This is a genomic window from Exobacillus caeni (assembly GCF_005747095.1).
GTDB classification, from domain to species: Bacteria; Bacillota; Bacilli; order Bacillales; family Guptibacillaceae; genus Exobacillus; species Exobacillus caeni.
The window spans coordinates 165,536-183,865 of the sequence record NZ_SWLG01000002.1 but is presented as its reverse complement, the minus strand read 5'-3'; the positions used below and the strand labels follow the sequence as shown (position 1 = coordinate 183,865).

Below are 18,330 nucleotides of genomic sequence, written 5' to 3'. Positions count from 1 at the left end.
TGAATGTCAGCAACACGACAAGCGTCGGGACGATTCCCGTCACCAGACCCATGAACACTTCTCCGCCTGCGTTGAACATGCCGATAAAGTGTTCACCAAACCATTGAATCCATTCCATTTTTCATTCTCCCCTTTCCCCTTTTAATTAAGCGCTTTCATTTTGAAGCAAATAAGAAACATATGCTAACTTCAGTGCCAAAATACCCCTCATGTGACATTTGTTCTAGTTAGTAACATATGTTTATATGTGTTAAGAATAATCTAAATTAACTAAACTGTCAAATAATATTTAGTTCTTTTTCACTCATAATTTAACCAAAATAGCCTGGATATCATAAAAAAAGACCATGCTGCAGGACATTTAGCATGATCAAAAAAGCTTATTTACCTTTTATCCCCAAAAGCCGGGATGCAGTTGGTTCATCGATGACTAACACATCGAGATAGCTTCCTTCCAAAGCTCCCCGAATACTTTCTAGTTTGTGGGTTCCTTCCACCACACAAATAACTTCCTTTATTTCTTTTAGGCCTTCCAATGGAATCCCGATGACTTTGTCGTTTAAAGAATCTTTGATCGGGTTTCCGTTTTCATCAAAGAAACGAAAGCCGATATCCCCCACTGCTCCCGTTTCTCGCAAATGGTCGATATCCTCATCCTGTAGATAGCCGATCTTTTTGAGCGTGGAATTTTCATGAGGATTGCCAATTCCGATAAGTGCCTTGTCCACCTGCTTCCCTTCTTCAAGAACCGCTTTAATATCTTCCATGTCCATTAAACGTTCTTTAAGCTCTTCAGTTTCCACTATAGCCGGCGCATACAGATAAGAACATTTTCCATTAAACTTTTTTGCCATCTCGTAAGCCAGTTGATTTGCATGAATTTCAACATACTGCCTGCCCATTCCACCCTCAAGTGGAACGATCTTAATATCCTCATGTTTGCTAAATGGGTATTCTTCTACTAACTGGGCAAGGGTTGTCCCCCAGGAAATCCCTAACTTTTTAACTTCTTTCAAGTTTTTTGAAAGAAAATATGCACCTGCACGAGCTACTGCTCTCTTACTTCTTTCAGCAGAATATCCTGCAGTAGGTACCACAATGACATCCTTTAAGCCAAATCTATCTTCCATTCGTTGTTCTAATTCGACTGTATGGGCACTTTCATCTTTGATGTATATTTCAACGATCCCTACGTCTTTTGCTTTTTGAAGTAACTTTGAAACAATCGGCCTTGAAACACCAATTTTACTTGCTACCTGACTTTGTGTTAATCCTTCAAAATAGTATAGATTCGCCACTTTGACCAACTGCCGCCGTTCTTCCCAATCCAACATGCTATCCCCGCCTCTATTTACATTGCTTTTTCTATTATAGCAAGCAACCCTCTAAACGAGAACACCCTGCCGTTTTATCTTCTGATAGATGGATGAGGCATTTTCATAAAAAGCCTCTGAGACAGTTGGATGAGGATGTATCATTTTTGCCGCTTCCTCAATAGTCCCTTCAAGGAAAATAAAGGCCGATGCTTCTGAAATCATCTCCGTAACATGCGGTCCTACTAATACTACACCAAGTATTTCTCCATACTTCTCTTCATAAATAATCTTTGAAAATCCAGATGTCTCTCCTACTGAAATAGCCTTTCCATTCCCGGCTAAATCGAACCGTTCCGTTTTAATTGCTATCCCTTTGTCTTTTGCCTCTTGTTCGGTTAAACCAACACCTGCAATCTCTGGCAATGTATAAATACACCGTGGAACGACTTTATAGTCAATCTCCTCCTCTTCTCCGCAAGCGTTATTTGCCGCTACGATTCCTTCCGCACTTGCAACATGGGCAAGCTGATATCCGCCAACAACATCTCCTATCGCATATATTCCTGGTTGGCTAGTTTCCATCTTATTATTTACTTTTAAGAAAGGTCCATCCTGTTCAAGATCAATATTCTGTACTGCAGACAGATTAGGTTTTCTTCCAACACTTACAAGAAGAGATTCTGTTTCCACAGCACGGTTGTTCCCGCCTTTATCAGTACAGGAGATAAGTTTTTTGCTTCCTGACTCCTCTACTCGCTCCACTTTCGTATTAGTAAGAACCCGAACACCTTTTTTCTTTAGTTCTTTTAAAAGAACCTTTGCTGCATCAGGATCTTCATTTGGCACGATTCGATCCGCCATTTCGATCACAGTTACCTCCGACTGCAAACTGGCAAAAATGCATGCAAATTCAACCCCGATGACACCACCGCCAAGAATCGTAATGGAATCAGGTATTTTAGAAATATCAAAGATAGTGTCACTTGTATCGTACTGTATGTCACCGAGCCCTTCTATCGGAGGAATGGCAGGCGTTGAGCCGGTAGCAACAATAATCTTTTCCGCATGAATGGTCTCCTTTTGTTCTGGTGATTCGATTTTAACGGCATTGTTATGTTCAATCGTTCCAAAACCATGATAGACATCGATTTTCCCCTGCTTCATTAAAAAGGAAATCCCGCCACGCAAACGTTGAATAACATCGTCTTTTCTTTTTTTCATTTTATCAAATGAAAGGGTAAGCTCACCGGTTTCGATACCCCAGTCTTTTGCTTTTTCAATTGATTCGATCACTTCAGCATGTTTCAAAAGTGTTTTAGAAGGGATACACCCCCTGTTTAAGCATGTCCCTCCAAGAAAATCTGCCTCTACTAGGGATACTCTCTTACCAAGATTTGCTGCCTGTAAAGCTGCCACGTAACCTCCTGGACCTCCGCCGATAACTGTTAAATCATAAGTTTTAGTCATACCTGCCCTCCTTTATGCCAATAATTCAAATGGGTTCTCAAGAATTCGTTTCACTTCTGTCAAAAATGCAGCTGCTGGTGCACCATCTACCGCCCGATGATCAAAAGAAAGACTCACAGCCATCATTGGTCGCACTTCGACAGTTTGATCAACGACAACAGGTTTATCCTGGATCCGCCCTATTCCTAGGATTGCTGTTTCTGGCAAGTTAATAATTGGCGTGAATGCATCGATCGCATACATACCAAGGTTGCTAACTGTAAATGTCGCTCCTTTTAGTTCATCAGATTGAAGCTTCTGTTCTCTTGCACGTCTGGCAATGTCTTTTGCTTCTTTCGTTAAAGTAGATAAGCCTTTGGAATTAACCTTTTTAAGCACAGGAACCATCAAGCCGTCTTCAACTGCAACTGCCAGCCCTACATTCACTTCTTCGTTATAAATGATTTCATTATTAATTAACGAAGCATTCACAGAAGGGAAACGTGACAGGGCGACACCCACTGCTTTTGCGATCACTTCAGTATAAGACAAACGAAGACCAGTCTGCTTTTCGATCGTGGGAAGAAGTTGAGAGCGTAACTCTTTAACTTTTGTCATGTCTATATCACTAGTTAGCGTAACATGAGGAGCAGTATTAACGCTTTCTTGCATTCGGTCAGCAATCACTTTACGCATTCCGGCAAGCTTTTTCTTCTTCGGCGAAGAAGTGTTAGCTGAACCAGTTGCACTCTGGATGGCATCAGTAACATCATCTTTAACTATTTTACCGTTTGCACCCGTTCCAGTTAAATTATCTACTGAAACTTGTTCATTCTCGGCAACCTTTTTAGCCAGTGGAGTTATTTTCTTCCCCTGGTTTTCTTCAGAGTAATGAACAACATCCTTTTCGTGGACTCTTCCTTTTGGACCACTTCCTGCCACTGCTGAAAGTTGCAGATCTCTTTCTCTTGCTACTCTCCTTGCTGCAGGTGTTGCGCGAACTTTTTCATTTTGTTCCACATCCACTTCTCCAGAAGGTTGAGAAGCAACATTTTCTTCAGCACCTTCCCTCGTGTCTTCCGAGTCATCAACGTCAGAAGAAGAATCTGAAGATAAACCTGGAGAACTTGAAGGAACCTCTTCACTTTCTTCTCCAATAAAGCCGATCACTTGATTAACTGGAATTTCTTCATCCGGTTCATAATACTTTTTTAGTAATGTTCCTTCTTCATATGCTTCCACTTCGATGTTGATTTTGTCAGTCATTATTTCAAACAAAGGCTCACCGATTTCCACTGGATCGCCTTCCTCCTTGAACCATTGAAGAAGGGTTCCAACTTCCATCGTACTGCTTAATTTGGGCATGAATATTTCTATTGCCATCGTTATCCCCCTTCCTATTTAAAACGGACCGTTTCTTTCACTGCATCTATAATATCTGGCACCTGTGGTACGGCAGCTTTTTCCAGGTTTGGATTATACGGGATCGGGATCGGCAATCCTCCTAAACGCTTGATCGGCGAATCCAGATAATCAAATGCTTCACTCTCTGCGATAACACTTGCGATTTCACCACCGAAACCTCCGCGTTTTACAGCTTCATGGACCACGATAAGTCGGCCAGTCTTTTTCACAGAGTTAACAATGGTTTCCTCATCAAGCGGTACCAGAGTGCGAGGATCGATTACTTCTACATCGATTCCTTCTTTTTCAAGTTCTTCAGCCGCTTCAAGTGCTTTGTGTACCATAATGGAAGTTGCCACGACAGTGACATCTTTCCCTTCCCGTTTAATATCCGCTTTTCCGATCGGGATAGAATATTGTTCTTCAGGTACGTCTCCTTTTGTTTTATAAAGAAGCTTATGTTCATAAAAGATAACAGGATTCTCATCATCAATCGCTGCTTTAAGTAATCCTTTTGCATCATAAGCCGTTGATGGCTGGACTACTTTTAACCCTGGAATGTGGGCAACCCATGCCTCAAGACTCTGAGAGTGTTGAGCGGCTGCACCGGTACCAGAACCAGCTGGTGTGCGAAGCACCATCGGCACACTACCTTTCCCGCCATACATATAGCGAAGCTTGGCAGCCTGGTTGACGATCTGATCCATTGCAATGGTAATAAAATCAGAGAACTGAAGCTCAAGTATCGGGCGCATTCCAGTTAGTGCAGCACCAACCGCTCCTCCTGCGATAGCGGCTTCAGAGATAGGGGTATTGCGAATCCGCTCAGGACCGAACTCCTCTATCATTCCGCGGGTTACTCCAAATGCTCCTCCATAAACACCAATATCTTCGCCAAGAATAAACACATCGTCATTTTTCCTCATTTCCTGGCTCATCGCTTCCCTAACAGCTTCTAAATAAGTAATCTCCCTCATTTTCAAGTCCTCCTTATGCATAGACATCTTCTAATAATGTATCGGTAGATGGTTCTGGACTGTTTTCTGCAAATTTAACGGCATCGTCAATTTCTTGCTTTGCCTCTTCCTGGAGGTTCTTTGCCTGTTCTTCTGTCAAAATGTCCTCTTCGATTAGTACTTCTTTGAACCTCTGGATTGGATCTTTTTCTCTCCACTCTTTTTCCTCTTCACGAGTACGGTACTTTTTGGCATCACTCTTTGAATGGCCCTTCCAGCGATATGTTTTCATTTCAATAAGAGATGGACCGTTTCCGCTCCGGGCATTTTCCACTGCATCATAAACCGTATTGATGATCTCTACCATGTCGTTTCCATCGACTGCTTTACCAGGTATTCCATAGCTACCCGCACGTTCAGCGATATTTTCGATATTCACCATTTCTTTAACCGGTCCCGACATTCCGTACTGATTGTTTTCGCAAACGAATACAACAGGAAGATCCCAAACAGAAGCGAGATTTAAGGATTCGTGGAAGCTACCTTCATTACTTGCCCCGTCTCCAAAGAAACAAAGAACGACATATCCTTCTTTCTTCATTTTAGAAGTTAAGGCCGCGCCTACAGCAAGCGGTATTCCTCCTCCTACGATTCCGTTCGCTCCAAGATTCCCTTTTTCAAGGTCCGCAATATGCATCGAACCGCCTTTTCCTTTACAATAACCTGTTTCACGCCCAAACAGTTCAGCCATCATACGATCAGTTTCTGCTCCTTTAGCAATACAATGTCCGTGACCACGATGGGTACTGGTTATTTTGTCTTTATCTTGTAATGCAGCAATTGCTCCTGCTGCCGAAGCTTCCTGGCCGACACATAAATGAGTCGTACCATGAATCATTCCTTTTGCAAAAAATTGGTCAACCTTTTCATCGAAATAGCGAATAAGCCACATTTGCTTATAAAGATCCTTTAATTTTTCCGTAGTAATATGTGATGGTAGGGTAAGAGTTTTTTCCACTTTCTTTCCTCCTCTTTACATTTGTTCTTACTTGTTACTTTTGTAAACATCATACTGTTTTTAGAATTTTTCGTCAAGAGATAAACAACTATTTTTACATTTATAGATGAAATTTTCACACCTGCTAACCCTTCCACAGAGTTTGAAACCAAAATAAAAAAGCCTGCAAAGAATGAATCTTTGCAGGCTTTAGTTATCTTTTTTTATTCAGCAAGTCCCTCTTTTTCCATTGTTTCAGCAATGGAAGAAATCGCTTCTTCTTCGTCATCTCCCTGAGCGGTCACTTTTACGTCCGATCCACTTGGAATTCCAAGAGACATAACACCCATAATCGATTTCAAGTTTACTGTTTTGTCTTTATACTCCAGGTTGATTTCAGAAGTAAACTTGCTTGCCGCTTGCACCAACATACTTGCTGGGCGAGCATGAAGGCCTGAATCTGCTGTGATATGAAATACTTTTTCTGCCATTTCTAAATTCCCCTCTACCTTAAAATTTGCTAACTTAATATGTCAGCTTTCTTTTTTGTCGTCTTTTTTGTGATAATCACTAAAGACCTCTTTTGTATCTTTTATATATTTATAAACTGCATAAGGCTTTTTCACAATTCTTATGGGCATAGAAAATAAAAACTTACTGAAGTCTTCCTTATATTCCTCGGTTAAACGATGTGGTTTCCTTGCGATTTTTTCATAAAGCTCACGAGAAAATTCTTTCATCAAATCAACTTTAAATTCCAATACGTGACCACACTGGGTACATTGCACTTTCGAAATTTCGTCATTTATATAAGTGAAATGGTGGTCTACTTCTTCCTTACAATGTAAACAAAAAAGATCGAAATCCATTTCATTCTTTTTCATTTTGCTTCCTCTCCTTAAATCCTTTTTCCAATTACACTCGTTTTTCAATTAAAAAAAGAACAGTGGAAGACCTCGCTTGATATCAAAGATGCGTTAGTCTCGTAAGAATTACATTAGTTACATTGTATAACATTTGTTCTTTAATTATACCATATTTTTCTGAAAAAATAAGACTGCAAAGGTACTTCCCTATACCTTTGCAATCTTATGTTACTTTTGCCCATATTCAAATTGGTTAAACTCATTTGCCATTTTTATCTGTTTTTCAGATAACTGATCAGGTTTTCCTCTTAGGAATGCCAGATGAATAGTCTTAGCAACGTCTTCTATAACTACTGCCGATTTGAAAGCAGATTACGGTGTTACACCGACTGTAAAAACCCCATGATGTTTCATTAAGATTGCGGTTGAGCTGCATATGTTTTCAACAATAGCCTTACCGATCGCTTCACTGCCAACTGCTACATAGGGCCCAACAGACACCGGACCTCAAAACATATCGGAAACTGATGTCACAATAGGAGGGATTTCCTGCCCTAGTGCAGCGAAACTTGTTGCATAATTAGAATGCGTATGGACAATTCCTCTTATCTCCGGTCTTTGTTTGTAAATGTAAAGGTGAGCAGCTGTGTCTACAGAAGGGGTATGCTCCCCCTCTATAACTTTTCCATCATCTGTTAATACAAGCATGTCTTCAGGTTTCATCTCAGAATAAGGCATACCACTTGGTTTCATTATAATCAGACCAGTGTGTTCACTCTTTCTTTAAGTCCCTCAAGCATTCTAATCCACCTCTTAAGCGGTAAACTCTTCACTAGACTCTTTTTCAGCTCTTGCAGCTTTTTTCTTTTGGTAAGATGCAATAGCTAAAAAGATAATTCCGATACCTACTAAACCAACATAGCCGAGTTTACTTGCAAAAATCATAATAGCTGTCGTAGGTACCGCTCCATCAACTAAAGATGAGATCTGGCTCGCGCCCTCAGGGAACTGAAATCCAGCATTTTTTGCTGCAGATGTGAAAAATGGAGAAATATACGTTGCAATCCATAAACCTATTCCAATAGCGACTGCACCTGTCACTACTGTTCGAAATACGTTCCCTCTAAAAACTGGAACCATTAAGCAAATAATAAATGGTATCGTTACAAGGTCTGCGAATGGAAGGACTTTGTTCCCGGGCAAAAATGCCGCGATCCCCAACACTATCGGAATCAATAATAATGTAGAAGCGATTACAGCCGGGTGTCCAACAGCAAGTGCTGAATCCATACCGATATATAGGTCACGTTCAGGCAAACGTTTTTTCACAAGGTCACCGGCCGCCTCAGAAATAGGCATCAATCCTTCCATTAAAATGGAGGTGACTCTTGGAAGTAGCAACATAACTGTTGCCATTTGAACGCCGAGCGTCAATGTTTCCTGAACATTCCATCCTGCTAAAACTCCAATAAATGCTCCAAGAATCAAGCCTAGCACCATCGGTTCCCCAAAAACACCGAGTCGCTTTTGAATCGTATCCGGGTCAGCTTTAATATTTTTGATACCTGGTATACTATCGAAAACCTTATTCATAGGGAGTGCAATCAAATAATATGGAGTTGAAGTCCCATGTGGAAAAGAGACGTTTGGATAACCATAATACTCCTGCACATGCTTTGCTGTTAAATCAGCAAGAACAAGAATAATGATCGTGTGGACAAGTGCTGTCACAATTCCCATTGTTATACTGCCAGTCAATATAGAAACAAGAGCACCTGTAAATGCTATATGCCATAGATTCCAGAGATCGACATTCAAAGTCTTCGTTAAGCCAAAAAAGAGCATTGCCACGTTAACTCCAAGGCCGATCGGAATTGCAAGTGCACCCACAGTAGAACCGAAGGAAATCGCTGAGGTCGCTGGCCAGCCAACATCAATAATACTTAGCTCTACACCTAGTCTAGAAACCATATCCTTAGCTGCAGGTCCAAGACTATTAACAAGAAGCCCGATCACCAGGTTAATTCCAACAAATCCAATACCAACTATAAGTCCAGAACGAAAAGCCGTACTTGGCTTGGCTTTCACAAGCAAGCCAAAAAGGAAAATAATAATTGGAAGCATAACTGATGGGCCGAGCCCAACGATATATTCTAAGATATCCATAAGAACCTCCCCTTATATTTTAAGAATTAAGTTCTTTTTCAATTTCATCGTAGACTTTGTCCGCTCCGATCCCAGTCAAAATCGGTACAGCATTGATAACCTTTGTCGTAACGGAATTGGGGACATGGGTAGTAGATACAATCAAGTCATAATCCTCATAGCTATTTGCAATTGCATTAACATTTGACTGTGTTGTCCTCGCCTTAATTTGTTTTTCTTCTAAAAACTTCGTTAACTTGTTCATAATAATCGTTGACGTTGCTGCTCCTGTTCCACAAATGACAGCTATTTTTTTTGACATCTTAATCACTCCCCGATTGGTATGGTAGAAAATATTTTTTTTGCCTGTTCTAGATTTTCACTTTTACTCAACTGAATTAAAAGTTCCTCATTTTGAAGAAGCCCCATCAGTTTTTGCAGAAGATCGAGTTGGGCTTGTGGCTCTTTCATCGCTAATAGGAAAACGATCTTCACCTCCACATTTTCTTCAGGATTTCCCATCACTTGAAAAGGAACTGGATTTTCTAATACACCAACAGCTAATGCCGGTTTCAAGACATGTTCTGTATCGGTATGCGGAATGGCAACACCTACTGCAGCCGGTAATCCGGTTGGATGAACCTTCTCTCTTTCAAGCACAGCACTTAAAAAGGTTTCTTTTACGTAACCGCTTTCATTTAATACAACAGAAAGTCCATCAATCGCCTCCTCTCTTGTTACAACTTCCATTTGTTTAAATGTTGCTATATAACGAGTAATAGCTTCCAATAATCCCACCTCCTTTACATTTGTTCTTATGCGGAACATTTATAAACATCATAAACCTAATTTCCAGTCATTTCAATGTATTTTTCAGATAATTTTTAAATTTTGTAATACTTTTTAATGCGTTATACTGGACAATAAAGTGGAAAAAAGCAACATTTCCTGTATAATTGTAAAAAATCTTGAAAGGAGATACACATGAATAAAGAGTGGAAAACTATTATTAATTCGATTAAATCCTGGATTATTGAAGCAGGAAAGGAACAGGTAGCTAAACTCGAAAAAACAGTATCGTTTTCAGAAAAAAGCGCGGCAATTGACCTTGTAACAGAAGTGGATATCTGGACAGAAAAATACTTAATCGATAAGATACAGTCAACCTATCCCACCCATAGTATTTTGTCAGAAGAAACCGGAAGCCATGAAGGATCGGAAGGGTACCAATGGGTGATCGATCCGATAGACGGCACAACAAACTATGCTCACGGATTCCCTTTCTTTTGTATCTCAGTCGGAGTTAAATATAACGGAGAAACGATTATCGGCGTGGTATATGCCCCTAAATTAAATGATTTGTATTTAGCTGTAAAAGGTCAAGGAGCTTATGTGAATGACAGAAGTTTAGCTGTATCGAACCGGAATGAATTGCATCAGGCTTTAGTAGGAACCGGATTTCCCTATGACCGAGCCACCAATCCTGAGAATAACCTTGATCACTTTGTAAATATCGTTACAAAGATTAGAGGGGTCCGTCGTACCGGTAGTGCAGCTCTTGATCTTTGCCAGGTTGCAGCTGGTAGATTTGATGGGTTCTGGGAATTTGGATTACATGAATGGGACTTCGCAGCAGGCAGGCTTATGATTGAAGAAGCAGGCGGTAGAACGAGAGCAGTCCCTAAAGAGAGAGGATATTATGTATTGGCTGGAAACCATGCAATCTTTCACAAGCTTGATGACTTAATTCATGATACATACAAATAAAATCCATTTAACCGGGATCCTTCTTTTTGTTGAATATGTCGAGTTCCTTGTTTAGATGCAATAACAAATCACCACTTAATCAAACGTTTGATTAAGTGGCTACTTGCTTTTTATATGGATAATACTAGGAATAACAGCCAGCAAGAACTCCTTATGGAAGCCACTACTTTTTTTACATGGAGGGAAATGATGCAACCTAAAATCACTATGATAGGAAATAAGGAAATAGAATCAGCTTTAGCTAGTACTAACAGGCAGTACTTAGTTGGCCAATTAGATAGACCCCAGAAACTAAAACATATTGAAGGTAGCAACTTAGAAATTGGTATTTCTTCTTATAATGATTTCACCCATGAAGCTCCTCATTATCACACACAAGCCAATGAGTATATATATGTGATCAGTGGCATGACAGAATACCTGGAAGTAGAAACAGGCACAGAATATCGATTTAAAAAAGGAGATTTTTATAAAATACCTCCCGGCTTTCATTATGCGCAAAAGTCTAAGCCAGGTACCACAATCTTATTTGTTAAATCACCTTCAGGAAATGATAAACAGGAGATCGAAGTCTCAAAAATTGTTAACGACTGGTTGAATACTAAAATTAAAACAACACGCCTGGATTTTACTAATAAAAATGATGCACCAGCTGTAAATTCAATCAGACCTGCCGCAGCAGTGGGAATAGTAAATGAGAATGAAGAGATTTTACTTTTAGAACGACGGGATAGCGGAAAATGGACAATGCCCGGAGGAACGTTAGAGATTGGAGAAGACTTAAAAACCTGCGCTATAAGAGAAGTACAGGAAGAACTCGGATACACCGTAGAAGTAACAGACTTTATCGGAACTTATACAAACCCCGAGCATATCATTGCCTATTCTGATGGTGAAGTGCGTCAAGAATTTGCAATTCTTTATAAAGGCACGATCAAAAGCGGCAATCCCAGGATTGACGATGAATCAACAGCGTACAAATGGATAAAGCTCGAGAAAGCAACTGAGTTACCAATGGCTGAATCACAAAAACAAAGAATATTGGATGTAATCGATTTTCAGAAAGAAGGTGTAAGGGCATTAAGGTAATTGTTATTTAAGCTTCCCTTTTCTCGACTAGTTTAGTATGAATAAAAAGGCGCGATTTAAAACCCGATTAAAACCGAGCCCTGGAACACCAATTGTTGCCTTAGGGATCACTCCCAGAACATGGTGCTTAATCAAACGTTTGATTATATACAAGATGTAAGGAGGCGCTAGCTCTGATCTAAGCCTCTCAATTGAATAAACAGGAACAAGGCTTGCACCTTCCTTGATTACCTTTAATTTAATACCCTCGATAAAATTTTAATAAAAAGTAAACTAAGTTCATCTGCAATGAAAAACACCAGGACAATTGGAAATGCATACAGGCCAATAAATCCATAAAATCCAATGATAACCCAGGGAAGGGCACCAAGAAAATGAATAAAAAAGGAATTAACACCCCTTGCTTTTGGATTCTTTGGTACCGTGTCAGCGATAATTGAAAGCGATATTCCGTAAACCACTACAACGATAAGAAATGCTGGTTCTACTAATTCTCCTATATTAGTAAACCGTATATCAGTAAAAACATTAAAATATATATTAAAAAATAGAATCACTAGTAAAATAGCTAATAACTTACGAATAAAATATAAGTTCATAAAAAAACTTCCCTTACCTTCATTGTTTTGGAAAACATCTTTCATAACCGCGGTTTAATGATTTGCCAAGTGTTAGTTTTCAACTGTTATTTTTTCCATCCATTTCATATAGGAAATAATTTCAAGTCTTACTAGTTTAAACCCTTCTACTTTTTGAAACTCATGTGCAAAAAGGTCCAACTTATCATTTCAGTTGGACCTTTCATTATTATATCTTTTTTACAATTATAGTTTGCAATATGAGAAACAGTCCACTCACCGACCAATAAACCGGTAATGCAGAAGGGGCGCTAAGCGAAAAAGTAAGAATCATCAAGGGGGATAGATAGCCAACTAGCTGCATTGATTTATTTGCCTTTTGCTGATTAACAGGTGACAATGACTGCTGAATTTTAAACTGAAAAAAATAAACAGCTCCAGCTAATACAGCCAAAAGTATATCCGGTGAACCAAGATTAAACCAGAGAAAGCTGTGCGATGCAATCTTCTCTGAGTTCTTAATCGCAAAATAAAAGCCCATTAAAATCGGTGTTTGGATGATAAGCGGCAGGCATCCCACACCAAGAGGATTCACTCCATGTTTCTGATACAAAGACATCATGTCTTTTTGCAAGGCTTGCTGTCTCCCTTTATCTTTTTCCGTCTTCATTTCCTTTTGGATCTTTTCAAGCTCTGGCTTTAAAACTTTCATCTTTTCCTGCAGTTTTCTCTGTTCTTTTTGCTGCTTCACCATTAAAGGCAACAGGATAAGGCGAATTATAACAGTTATCGCTACAATTGCGAGCCCAAAGCTTCCTGAAAGCTTAACGGCAAGCCAATCAATTAGATTAGTAAATGGATCTACAAATGCAACATGTAGTACTTCTTCATTCGTACTGCAGCCACTGAGCAATATCACCGTTGTTATTAATAAAATAGATATTAAAAATCTTTTCATTATTCTCCTCCTTAAAAATTCTCTCTTTATTTAATAGAAGGAGGAGATTATGATCATCGTCCGGATCACTGGCTGGACTTTCTTTTCTCTTTATTAAAACGGTTATCCATTGTTGGATGTTATTAAATGCTAAGTGCAAGATAGCTATCACAATGCAGTTTGCCAGAGAGGTATTTGCACGTTCCTTCAGAAATAGAACTTCTATATTTTTATTACAATGTATGTAACTCCATGTTAAAAAAAATGCAGCACCTAAAAGGACTGATAAAATCAAAAAGTATTGTGGAGAAATTAACGAAACATCTAAAAAGGATTCTATCATGCAAATTTCACCTCCGATAAACCAATCTCTATTATTTTACGGATGGCAAAATGATAGGTTTCATTTAATTTTTATTCAAAAATATAAAATGGTGCCAGGCACCGCTCGTGGACATTTGTCCATTTGCGGTGCCTGGCACCAATATAACCAATCTTATTCCTTTAACTTTCCGATTGAATTAAACAGCACGTTGACTGCTGTCTGCAATGTTTCTTCATTAATATCAAACTTCTCATTGTGGTGTCCGGCTGCAAGTTCTGTTCCAAAGATACAGTAGGTTGCTTGTCCGCCGTTTTGTTTGACGTGTTCCATGAAAAAGGTGGCATCTTCAGAGCCGGCTGGCGAGTTATCTTCAAGTATACTTTTTTCAATATAAGAAGATTCTTCTGCACATGCCCGCAAAATTTCTGCCAATTCTTTTGAACCCCGGGAGCTCACACCTTCCCCTACAGTCTTAATCTCGTAGTCTACTTTGTACATTTGAGCAGATCCGGCAATAACTGCTTCAACCTGAGACTTAACGTATTCATTGATCTCACTGTTCTCTCCTCGTGTCTCCACCTTTAGAGAAGCTCGGTCAGCAATAATATTTCGTCCAGATCCTGCATGCAATTCGCCCACATTTATTCGGGTTGAACCTTCTGAATGACGTGGCACTGCATAGATGTTCAAGGCTGCAGATGCCGCCGCGAGAAGAGCATTTCTCCCTTCTTCAGGTTTTCCACCCGCATGGGAGGCTTCCCCTTTAAATGTAACATCCAGCTTTGTAGTTGCCAGGAAGCCATTATTCGATGCCACAAAGTGTCTATCAGGAACACCCGTACCCAGATGCGTCGCAATAAAGTAATCAACATCATCGACAACTTTTGCTTCCGCCATTGACCGTGCACCACGAGTCCCTTCCTCTGCCGGTTGGAATATCAACTTAACTTTCCCCTTCAGGCTATTCTTTTTTTCGGAAATCAACGTCGCTAGTCCAAGGCCGATTGTTGTATGTCCATCGTGAGCGCAGGCATGCATCTTGTTTGGAAGCGTTGACCTGAACCCTTCTTTTTTTGGAACATGGTTATCTGCTTCTGATTCATGGATATCCAATGCATCCATATCAACTCGGAAGGCAATCGTCGGACCTTCTTTTCCGGAATCCATAGTTGCTACAATTCCTGTATAGCCTTCTGAAAAATGTTCAATATAATCCTTATTCGCTCCATGTTCAAGTGCCCATTTATAATGTGCTTCGGTCTCCTCCTCACCCGGCTTTCCCATACAATAATCCGGGTCCATAACCTGCTTTCCCACTTGCAGCTGAAATCCAAGATCTTCGAGAATGGACGCGACAATAGAAGCTGTACGCATTTCTAGAAAGCCCGTTTCAGGATAACGGTGAAAATCACGCCTCCATTTAATTAACTTTTCTTCTAATTTATTCAATATCTATTCCTCCTCACTTTAAAATTATAAATATGGAGTGATTCCCGGTCCAAACGGAAGTCCAAAGAAGAAGAAGATTAAAATCAATACAATCCAGGTTAGTAGGAAACATACTGAGTAAGGGAGCATTAGAGAGATGAATGTCCCAATGCCTGCCTTCTTATCATACTTTTGCATGAATGACAGAGCGATAACCATATACGGCATCAATGGTGTGACAATATTGGTAGACGAATCGGCAACCCGGTATGCTACCTGCGTAAAGGCAGGGTGATAGCCAAGCTGCATGAACATTGGTACGAAAACTGGAGCTTCGAGCGCCCATTTTGCTGAACCCGAAGTAATCAGGAAGTTCATTAATGCAGTAAAAATAATGTAACCAATGATTAATCCTATGCCTGTAAATTCGATGTCTTTTAGGAACTCTGCTCCATTCACCGCAATCCATGTCGCAATATTAGACCAGCTGAAATATGCGATAAACTGCGCGATTGCAAAGATTAGAACAATATAACTTGCCATATCTTTCATCGCATCAGCCATATATTTGGCTACATCTCTACTAGACTTGATGTTTCCAACTGTCATACCGTAAGCAACACCGATGATGATAAAGAAGAAGAGAATGATCGGTACAATACCGGACAGGAACGGAGAAGGTACGATGCCTCCCTGTTCATTACGCAAAGGGCTATCCGGTAAAAAGATTACAACTATAATAATCGCCCAGTATACGAGACCTGCGATAACCGAATTTCGCAAGCCCTTCCCTGCGTTAGGGGGGTCTTCCGTTACAGCTTCCTCTATCTCTTCTCCTTTATACTTTCCAAGACGAGGTTCTATAAATTTGTTGGTCACAAGGCCACCGACGATTGTTAGTATAAATACAGAAACGATATTGAAATACCAGTTATCTACTGGCGTAACAACAAAGTTCTCATCGATGATCTGGGCTGCTTCCGTTGAAATTCCCGCAAGCAAGGCATCGGTTCCAGCGATCAAAAGGTTTGCGGTAAATCCAGCACCGGCTGCAGCATACCCTGCCGCTAAGCCAGCGATCGGGTTTCGCCCAACTTTGTAAAACACCATTGCTGCGAGCGGCGGTACAAGAACCATCGCTGCATCGGATGCAATGTTACCCATAATACCAACAAAAACGACAGTGTAAGTAATTAACGCTGGCGGCGATTTTAGTATCGTTTTCTTAATTGCATAATCGAGAAGTCCTACTTTCTCCGCAAGCCCGATACCAAGCATCATTGCCAGTACCAGACCAAGTGGTGCGAACCCTGTAAAGTTATCGAGCATAGACGTTAAGATATACTGTAGTCCCTCTCCGGATGCAAGACTCTTAACTTGAAGTTCTTCCCCTGTACCAGGGTGTATTACTGAAGCACCGAAGGCATTGAAGATAGCCGAGACAATGATAACCAGTACAGCCAGAGAGGCAAATAATATAAACGGATCTGGAAGCTTGTTACCGGCGATTTCTATCCCGTTTAGAAATTTTTGCGCAATCCCCTTATTTTTCTTCGAATTTTCCATGGTATCCCCCTTATGTTTTGTTTTTAGAAATAGTTGTTTCTATAGTTTTGACGGCTTAACATTTTCAGGAATTGGGCATGCATAAGGATTTTCTTTTTTAAATTCATTGAATTCCTGCTTAACTGATTCCAGGTCCTCCTTGTTAGTCACCATTCTAACAGCAGTAAGCGCCATTGCTTCAGCCGCTCGCAACATCCCTTTATGTGCATAACTGCTAATACCCTGGGTCGTCATTTGCCAGGTATGAAGTGGTGTTCCAAGTGCTGAAGTTGATGTTGTTAATTGTGCTGTTGGCACTACCCAGCTTACATCCGCTACATCAGTAGATCCCGAAAGAACTTCCTCGGTTGGTTCATACGGCGAGATGGATTCAGCAAGGTATTTTCCTTCAAACTCGCTTCCATGCCCTCTGTAGCCAAACCCTTTTAAAATATCAAGATAACTTTCTTTTTCTCCTTCTGATAACGTTGACCAGAGTTTTTCTGCGAAAGCGATTTCATTTTCAGTCGGTTTTTTTACCCCGGCGTCCACCAGACTCTCTTGTAGTAACTTTTCTAAACTGCGGTTAGGAATATAATTAGAACATGCTTTGTCGAATTCAATTGTGAGTTCTGTTTCCGTCATCAATGCTGCACCTTCAGCTATTTTACAAACCCGTTTATAAATTTCATCAACCTGCTTTACTTTCGGTGATCGGATTAAATAAAGTACCTCGGCATCTGATTGAACGACGTTGGGAGAAATCCCGCCTGTGTTCGTGATCGCATAATGCATTCTAGCTTCTGGAATAACGTGCTCACGAAGGTAGTTGACCCCTACATTCATCAGCTCAACCGCATCAAGTGCACTCCTCCCAAGGTGCGGAGAATTCGCGGCATGAGATGACAATCCTTTAAACCTAAAATACACCTGATAGTTTGCTAGACTTGAGAGACTCATGATGCTGTTTCCAGGGGATGGATGCCAGGTTAGTGCAACGTCTACCCCATCAAAAACACCCTCTCTAACCATGAAAGTTTTTCCAGATCCGCCTTCTTCACCTGGACAGCCAAAGAACTTTACAGTACCCGGCAAATCGTTTTCTTCTAAAAACTTTTTGGTGGCGCATGCAGCAGCAAAAGCTCCTGTTCCCAACAGGTTATGCCCGCATCCGTGGCCTACGTTTTTATCTGTCGGTATGTACGATGTTTGATTTGGCTCTTGCCCTAAACCGGACAGTGCATCGAATTCTCCAAGGAAGCCGATTACAGGGGATCCACTTCCATATGTCGCAACAAAGGCCGTTTCGATATTTCCTGCGTTTCGTTGAACCTCAAACCCTGCTTTTTCACACTCTGCAACTAAAAATTCAGCGGAGGAATATTCCTCAAATCTAGTTTCTGGATGACTGTAAATATATTCGCTAATTTTCTCAAAAGCTTTTTTGCTATCTTCCAGGTACTCTTTTACAAAGTTGACTGCCATAAAATCCCTCCTAATTCAAAATATTTAAATAATTCTATATAAAAAT

At 40.3% G+C, this 18,330-nt stretch carries 19 protein-coding genes and 1 pseudogene; 2 read left to right on the top strand and 18 right to left on the bottom strand.

Features of this window, described 5'->3' with window-relative positions; genetic code table 11:
* The 12 genes and pseudogenes from FCL54_RS04295 to FCL54_RS04235 all read right to left on the bottom strand — a co-directional run.
* A partial coding sequence (locus FCL54_RS04295; RefSeq protein ID WP_281281347.1) for a PTS glucitol/sorbitol transporter subunit IIC occupies positions 1-118 on the bottom strand: 118 nt, incomplete at its 3' end.
* Between the two features lie 262 nt (positions 119-380).
* The gene (locus FCL54_RS04290; protein ID WP_138123572.1) at positions 381-1,334 is read right to left on the bottom strand and encodes a sugar-binding transcriptional regulator; all 954 of its coding nucleotides are present in this window, start codon (positions 1,332-1,334) and stop codon (positions 381-383) included.
* Positions 1,335-1,385: 51 nt separating this feature from the next.
* Complete coding sequence (lpdA, locus tag FCL54_RS04285; RefSeq protein WP_138123570.1) at positions 1,386-2,783, bottom strand: dihydrolipoyl dehydrogenase; 1,398 nt, start codon at positions 2,781-2,783, stop codon at positions 1,386-1,388.
* 12 nt (positions 2,784-2,795) lie between these two features.
* Positions 2,796-4,145 carry a dihydrolipoamide acetyltransferase family protein gene (locus FCL54_RS04280; protein WP_138123568.1) on the bottom strand — a complete coding sequence of 450 codons (1,350 nt, stop codon included), beginning with the start codon at positions 4,143-4,145 and terminating at the stop codon, positions 2,796-2,798.
* A gap of 14 nt (positions 4,146-4,159) precedes the next feature.
* A complete protein-coding gene (locus tag FCL54_RS04275) occupies positions 4,160-5,143 on the bottom strand; it encodes an alpha-ketoacid dehydrogenase subunit beta (RefSeq protein ID WP_138123566.1) in 984 nt (327 codons plus the stop codon).
* Positions 5,144-5,156: 13 nt separating this feature from the next.
* Positions 5,157-6,140: a pyruvate dehydrogenase (acetyl-transferring) E1 component subunit alpha gene (gene pdhA, locus FCL54_RS04270; protein ID WP_138123564.1), complete on the bottom strand. Its 984-nt coding sequence runs from the start codon at positions 6,138-6,140 to the stop codon at positions 5,157-5,159.
* Positions 6,141-6,343: 203 nt separating this feature from the next.
* Positions 6,344-6,610 (bottom strand): phosphocarrier protein HPr, encoded by a 267-nt coding sequence (locus FCL54_RS04265; protein WP_138123562.1) that lies wholly within the window; start codon positions 6,608-6,610, stop codon positions 6,344-6,346.
* A 42-nt stretch (positions 6,611-6,652) separates the two neighbouring features.
* Positions 6,653-7,003, bottom strand: a complete 351-nt coding sequence (locus FCL54_RS04260) for a bh protein (protein WP_138123560.1) — start codon at positions 7,001-7,003, stop codon at positions 6,653-6,655.
* Between the two features lie 354 nt (positions 7,004-7,357).
* A pseudogene (locus FCL54_RS24320) lies at positions 7,358-7,741 on the bottom strand (class II aldolase/adducin family protein).
* Positions 7,742-7,798: 57 nt separating this feature from the next.
* Positions 7,799-9,151 carry a PTS galactitol transporter subunit IIC gene (locus FCL54_RS04245; RefSeq protein WP_138123554.1) on the bottom strand — a complete coding sequence of 451 codons (1,353 nt, stop codon included), beginning with the start codon at positions 9,149-9,151 and terminating at the stop codon, positions 7,799-7,801.
* Positions 9,152-9,170: 19 nt separating this feature from the next.
* Positions 9,171-9,452, bottom strand: coding sequence for a PTS sugar transporter subunit IIB (locus FCL54_RS04240; RefSeq protein ID WP_138123552.1), 282 nt, complete (start codon positions 9,450-9,452; stop codon positions 9,171-9,173).
* 5 nt (positions 9,453-9,457) lie between these two features.
* The gene (locus FCL54_RS04235) at positions 9,458-9,919 is read right to left on the bottom strand and encodes a PTS sugar transporter subunit IIA (protein WP_171016676.1); all 462 of its coding nucleotides are present in this window, start codon (positions 9,917-9,919) and stop codon (positions 9,458-9,460) included.
* A 195-nt stretch (positions 9,920-10,114) separates the two neighbouring features.
* Here FCL54_RS04235 and FCL54_RS04230 point away from each other — a divergent pair, with 195 nt between their 5' ends.
* Both FCL54_RS04230 and FCL54_RS04225 read left to right on the top strand, forming a co-directional pair.
* On the top strand, positions 10,115-10,897 hold the full coding sequence (locus tag FCL54_RS04230; protein WP_138123548.1) for an inositol monophosphatase family protein: 783 nt from the start codon (positions 10,115-10,117) through the stop codon (positions 10,895-10,897).
* 189 nt (positions 10,898-11,086) lie between these two features.
* Positions 11,087-11,986, top strand: coding sequence for an NUDIX domain-containing protein (locus tag FCL54_RS04225; RefSeq protein ID WP_210238517.1), 900 nt, complete (start codon positions 11,087-11,089; stop codon positions 11,984-11,986).
* A 233-nt stretch (positions 11,987-12,219) separates the two neighbouring features.
* Here the strand turns inward: FCL54_RS04225 and FCL54_RS04220 are convergent, their stop codons facing one another.
* The 6 genes from FCL54_RS04220 to FCL54_RS04195 all read right to left on the bottom strand — a co-directional run bounded on the left by FCL54_RS04220 (position 12,220) and on the right by FCL54_RS04195 (position 18,284).
* Complete coding sequence (locus FCL54_RS04220) at positions 12,220-12,585, bottom strand: hypothetical protein (protein ID WP_171016675.1); 366 nt, start codon at positions 12,583-12,585, stop codon at positions 12,220-12,222.
* 208 nt (positions 12,586-12,793) lie between these two features.
* On the bottom strand, positions 12,794-13,522 hold the full coding sequence (gene yidC, locus FCL54_RS04215; RefSeq protein ID WP_138123544.1) for a membrane protein insertase YidC: 729 nt from the start codon (positions 13,520-13,522) through the stop codon (positions 12,794-12,796).
* Positions 13,452-13,844, bottom strand: coding sequence for a hypothetical protein (locus tag FCL54_RS04210; protein WP_138123542.1), 393 nt, complete (start codon positions 13,842-13,844; stop codon positions 13,452-13,454). Before FCL54_RS04210 ends, yidC begins: the two co-directional genes overlap by 71 nt.
* 153 nt (positions 13,845-13,997) lie before the next feature.
* Positions 13,998-15,275 (bottom strand): M20 family metallo-hydrolase, encoded by a 1,278-nt coding sequence (locus FCL54_RS04205; RefSeq protein ID WP_138123540.1) that lies wholly within the window; start codon positions 15,273-15,275, stop codon positions 13,998-14,000.
* Positions 15,276-15,299: 24 nt separating this feature from the next.
* Positions 15,300-16,820, bottom strand: a complete 1,521-nt coding sequence (locus FCL54_RS04200) for an AbgT family transporter (protein ID WP_138123538.1) — start codon at positions 16,818-16,820, stop codon at positions 15,300-15,302.
* 39 nt (positions 16,821-16,859) lie between these two features.
* Positions 16,860-18,284, bottom strand: coding sequence for a M20 family metallopeptidase (locus FCL54_RS04195; protein WP_138123535.1), 1,425 nt, complete (start codon positions 18,282-18,284; stop codon positions 16,860-16,862).
* Between the last annotated feature and the right edge of the window lie 46 nt (positions 18,285-18,330).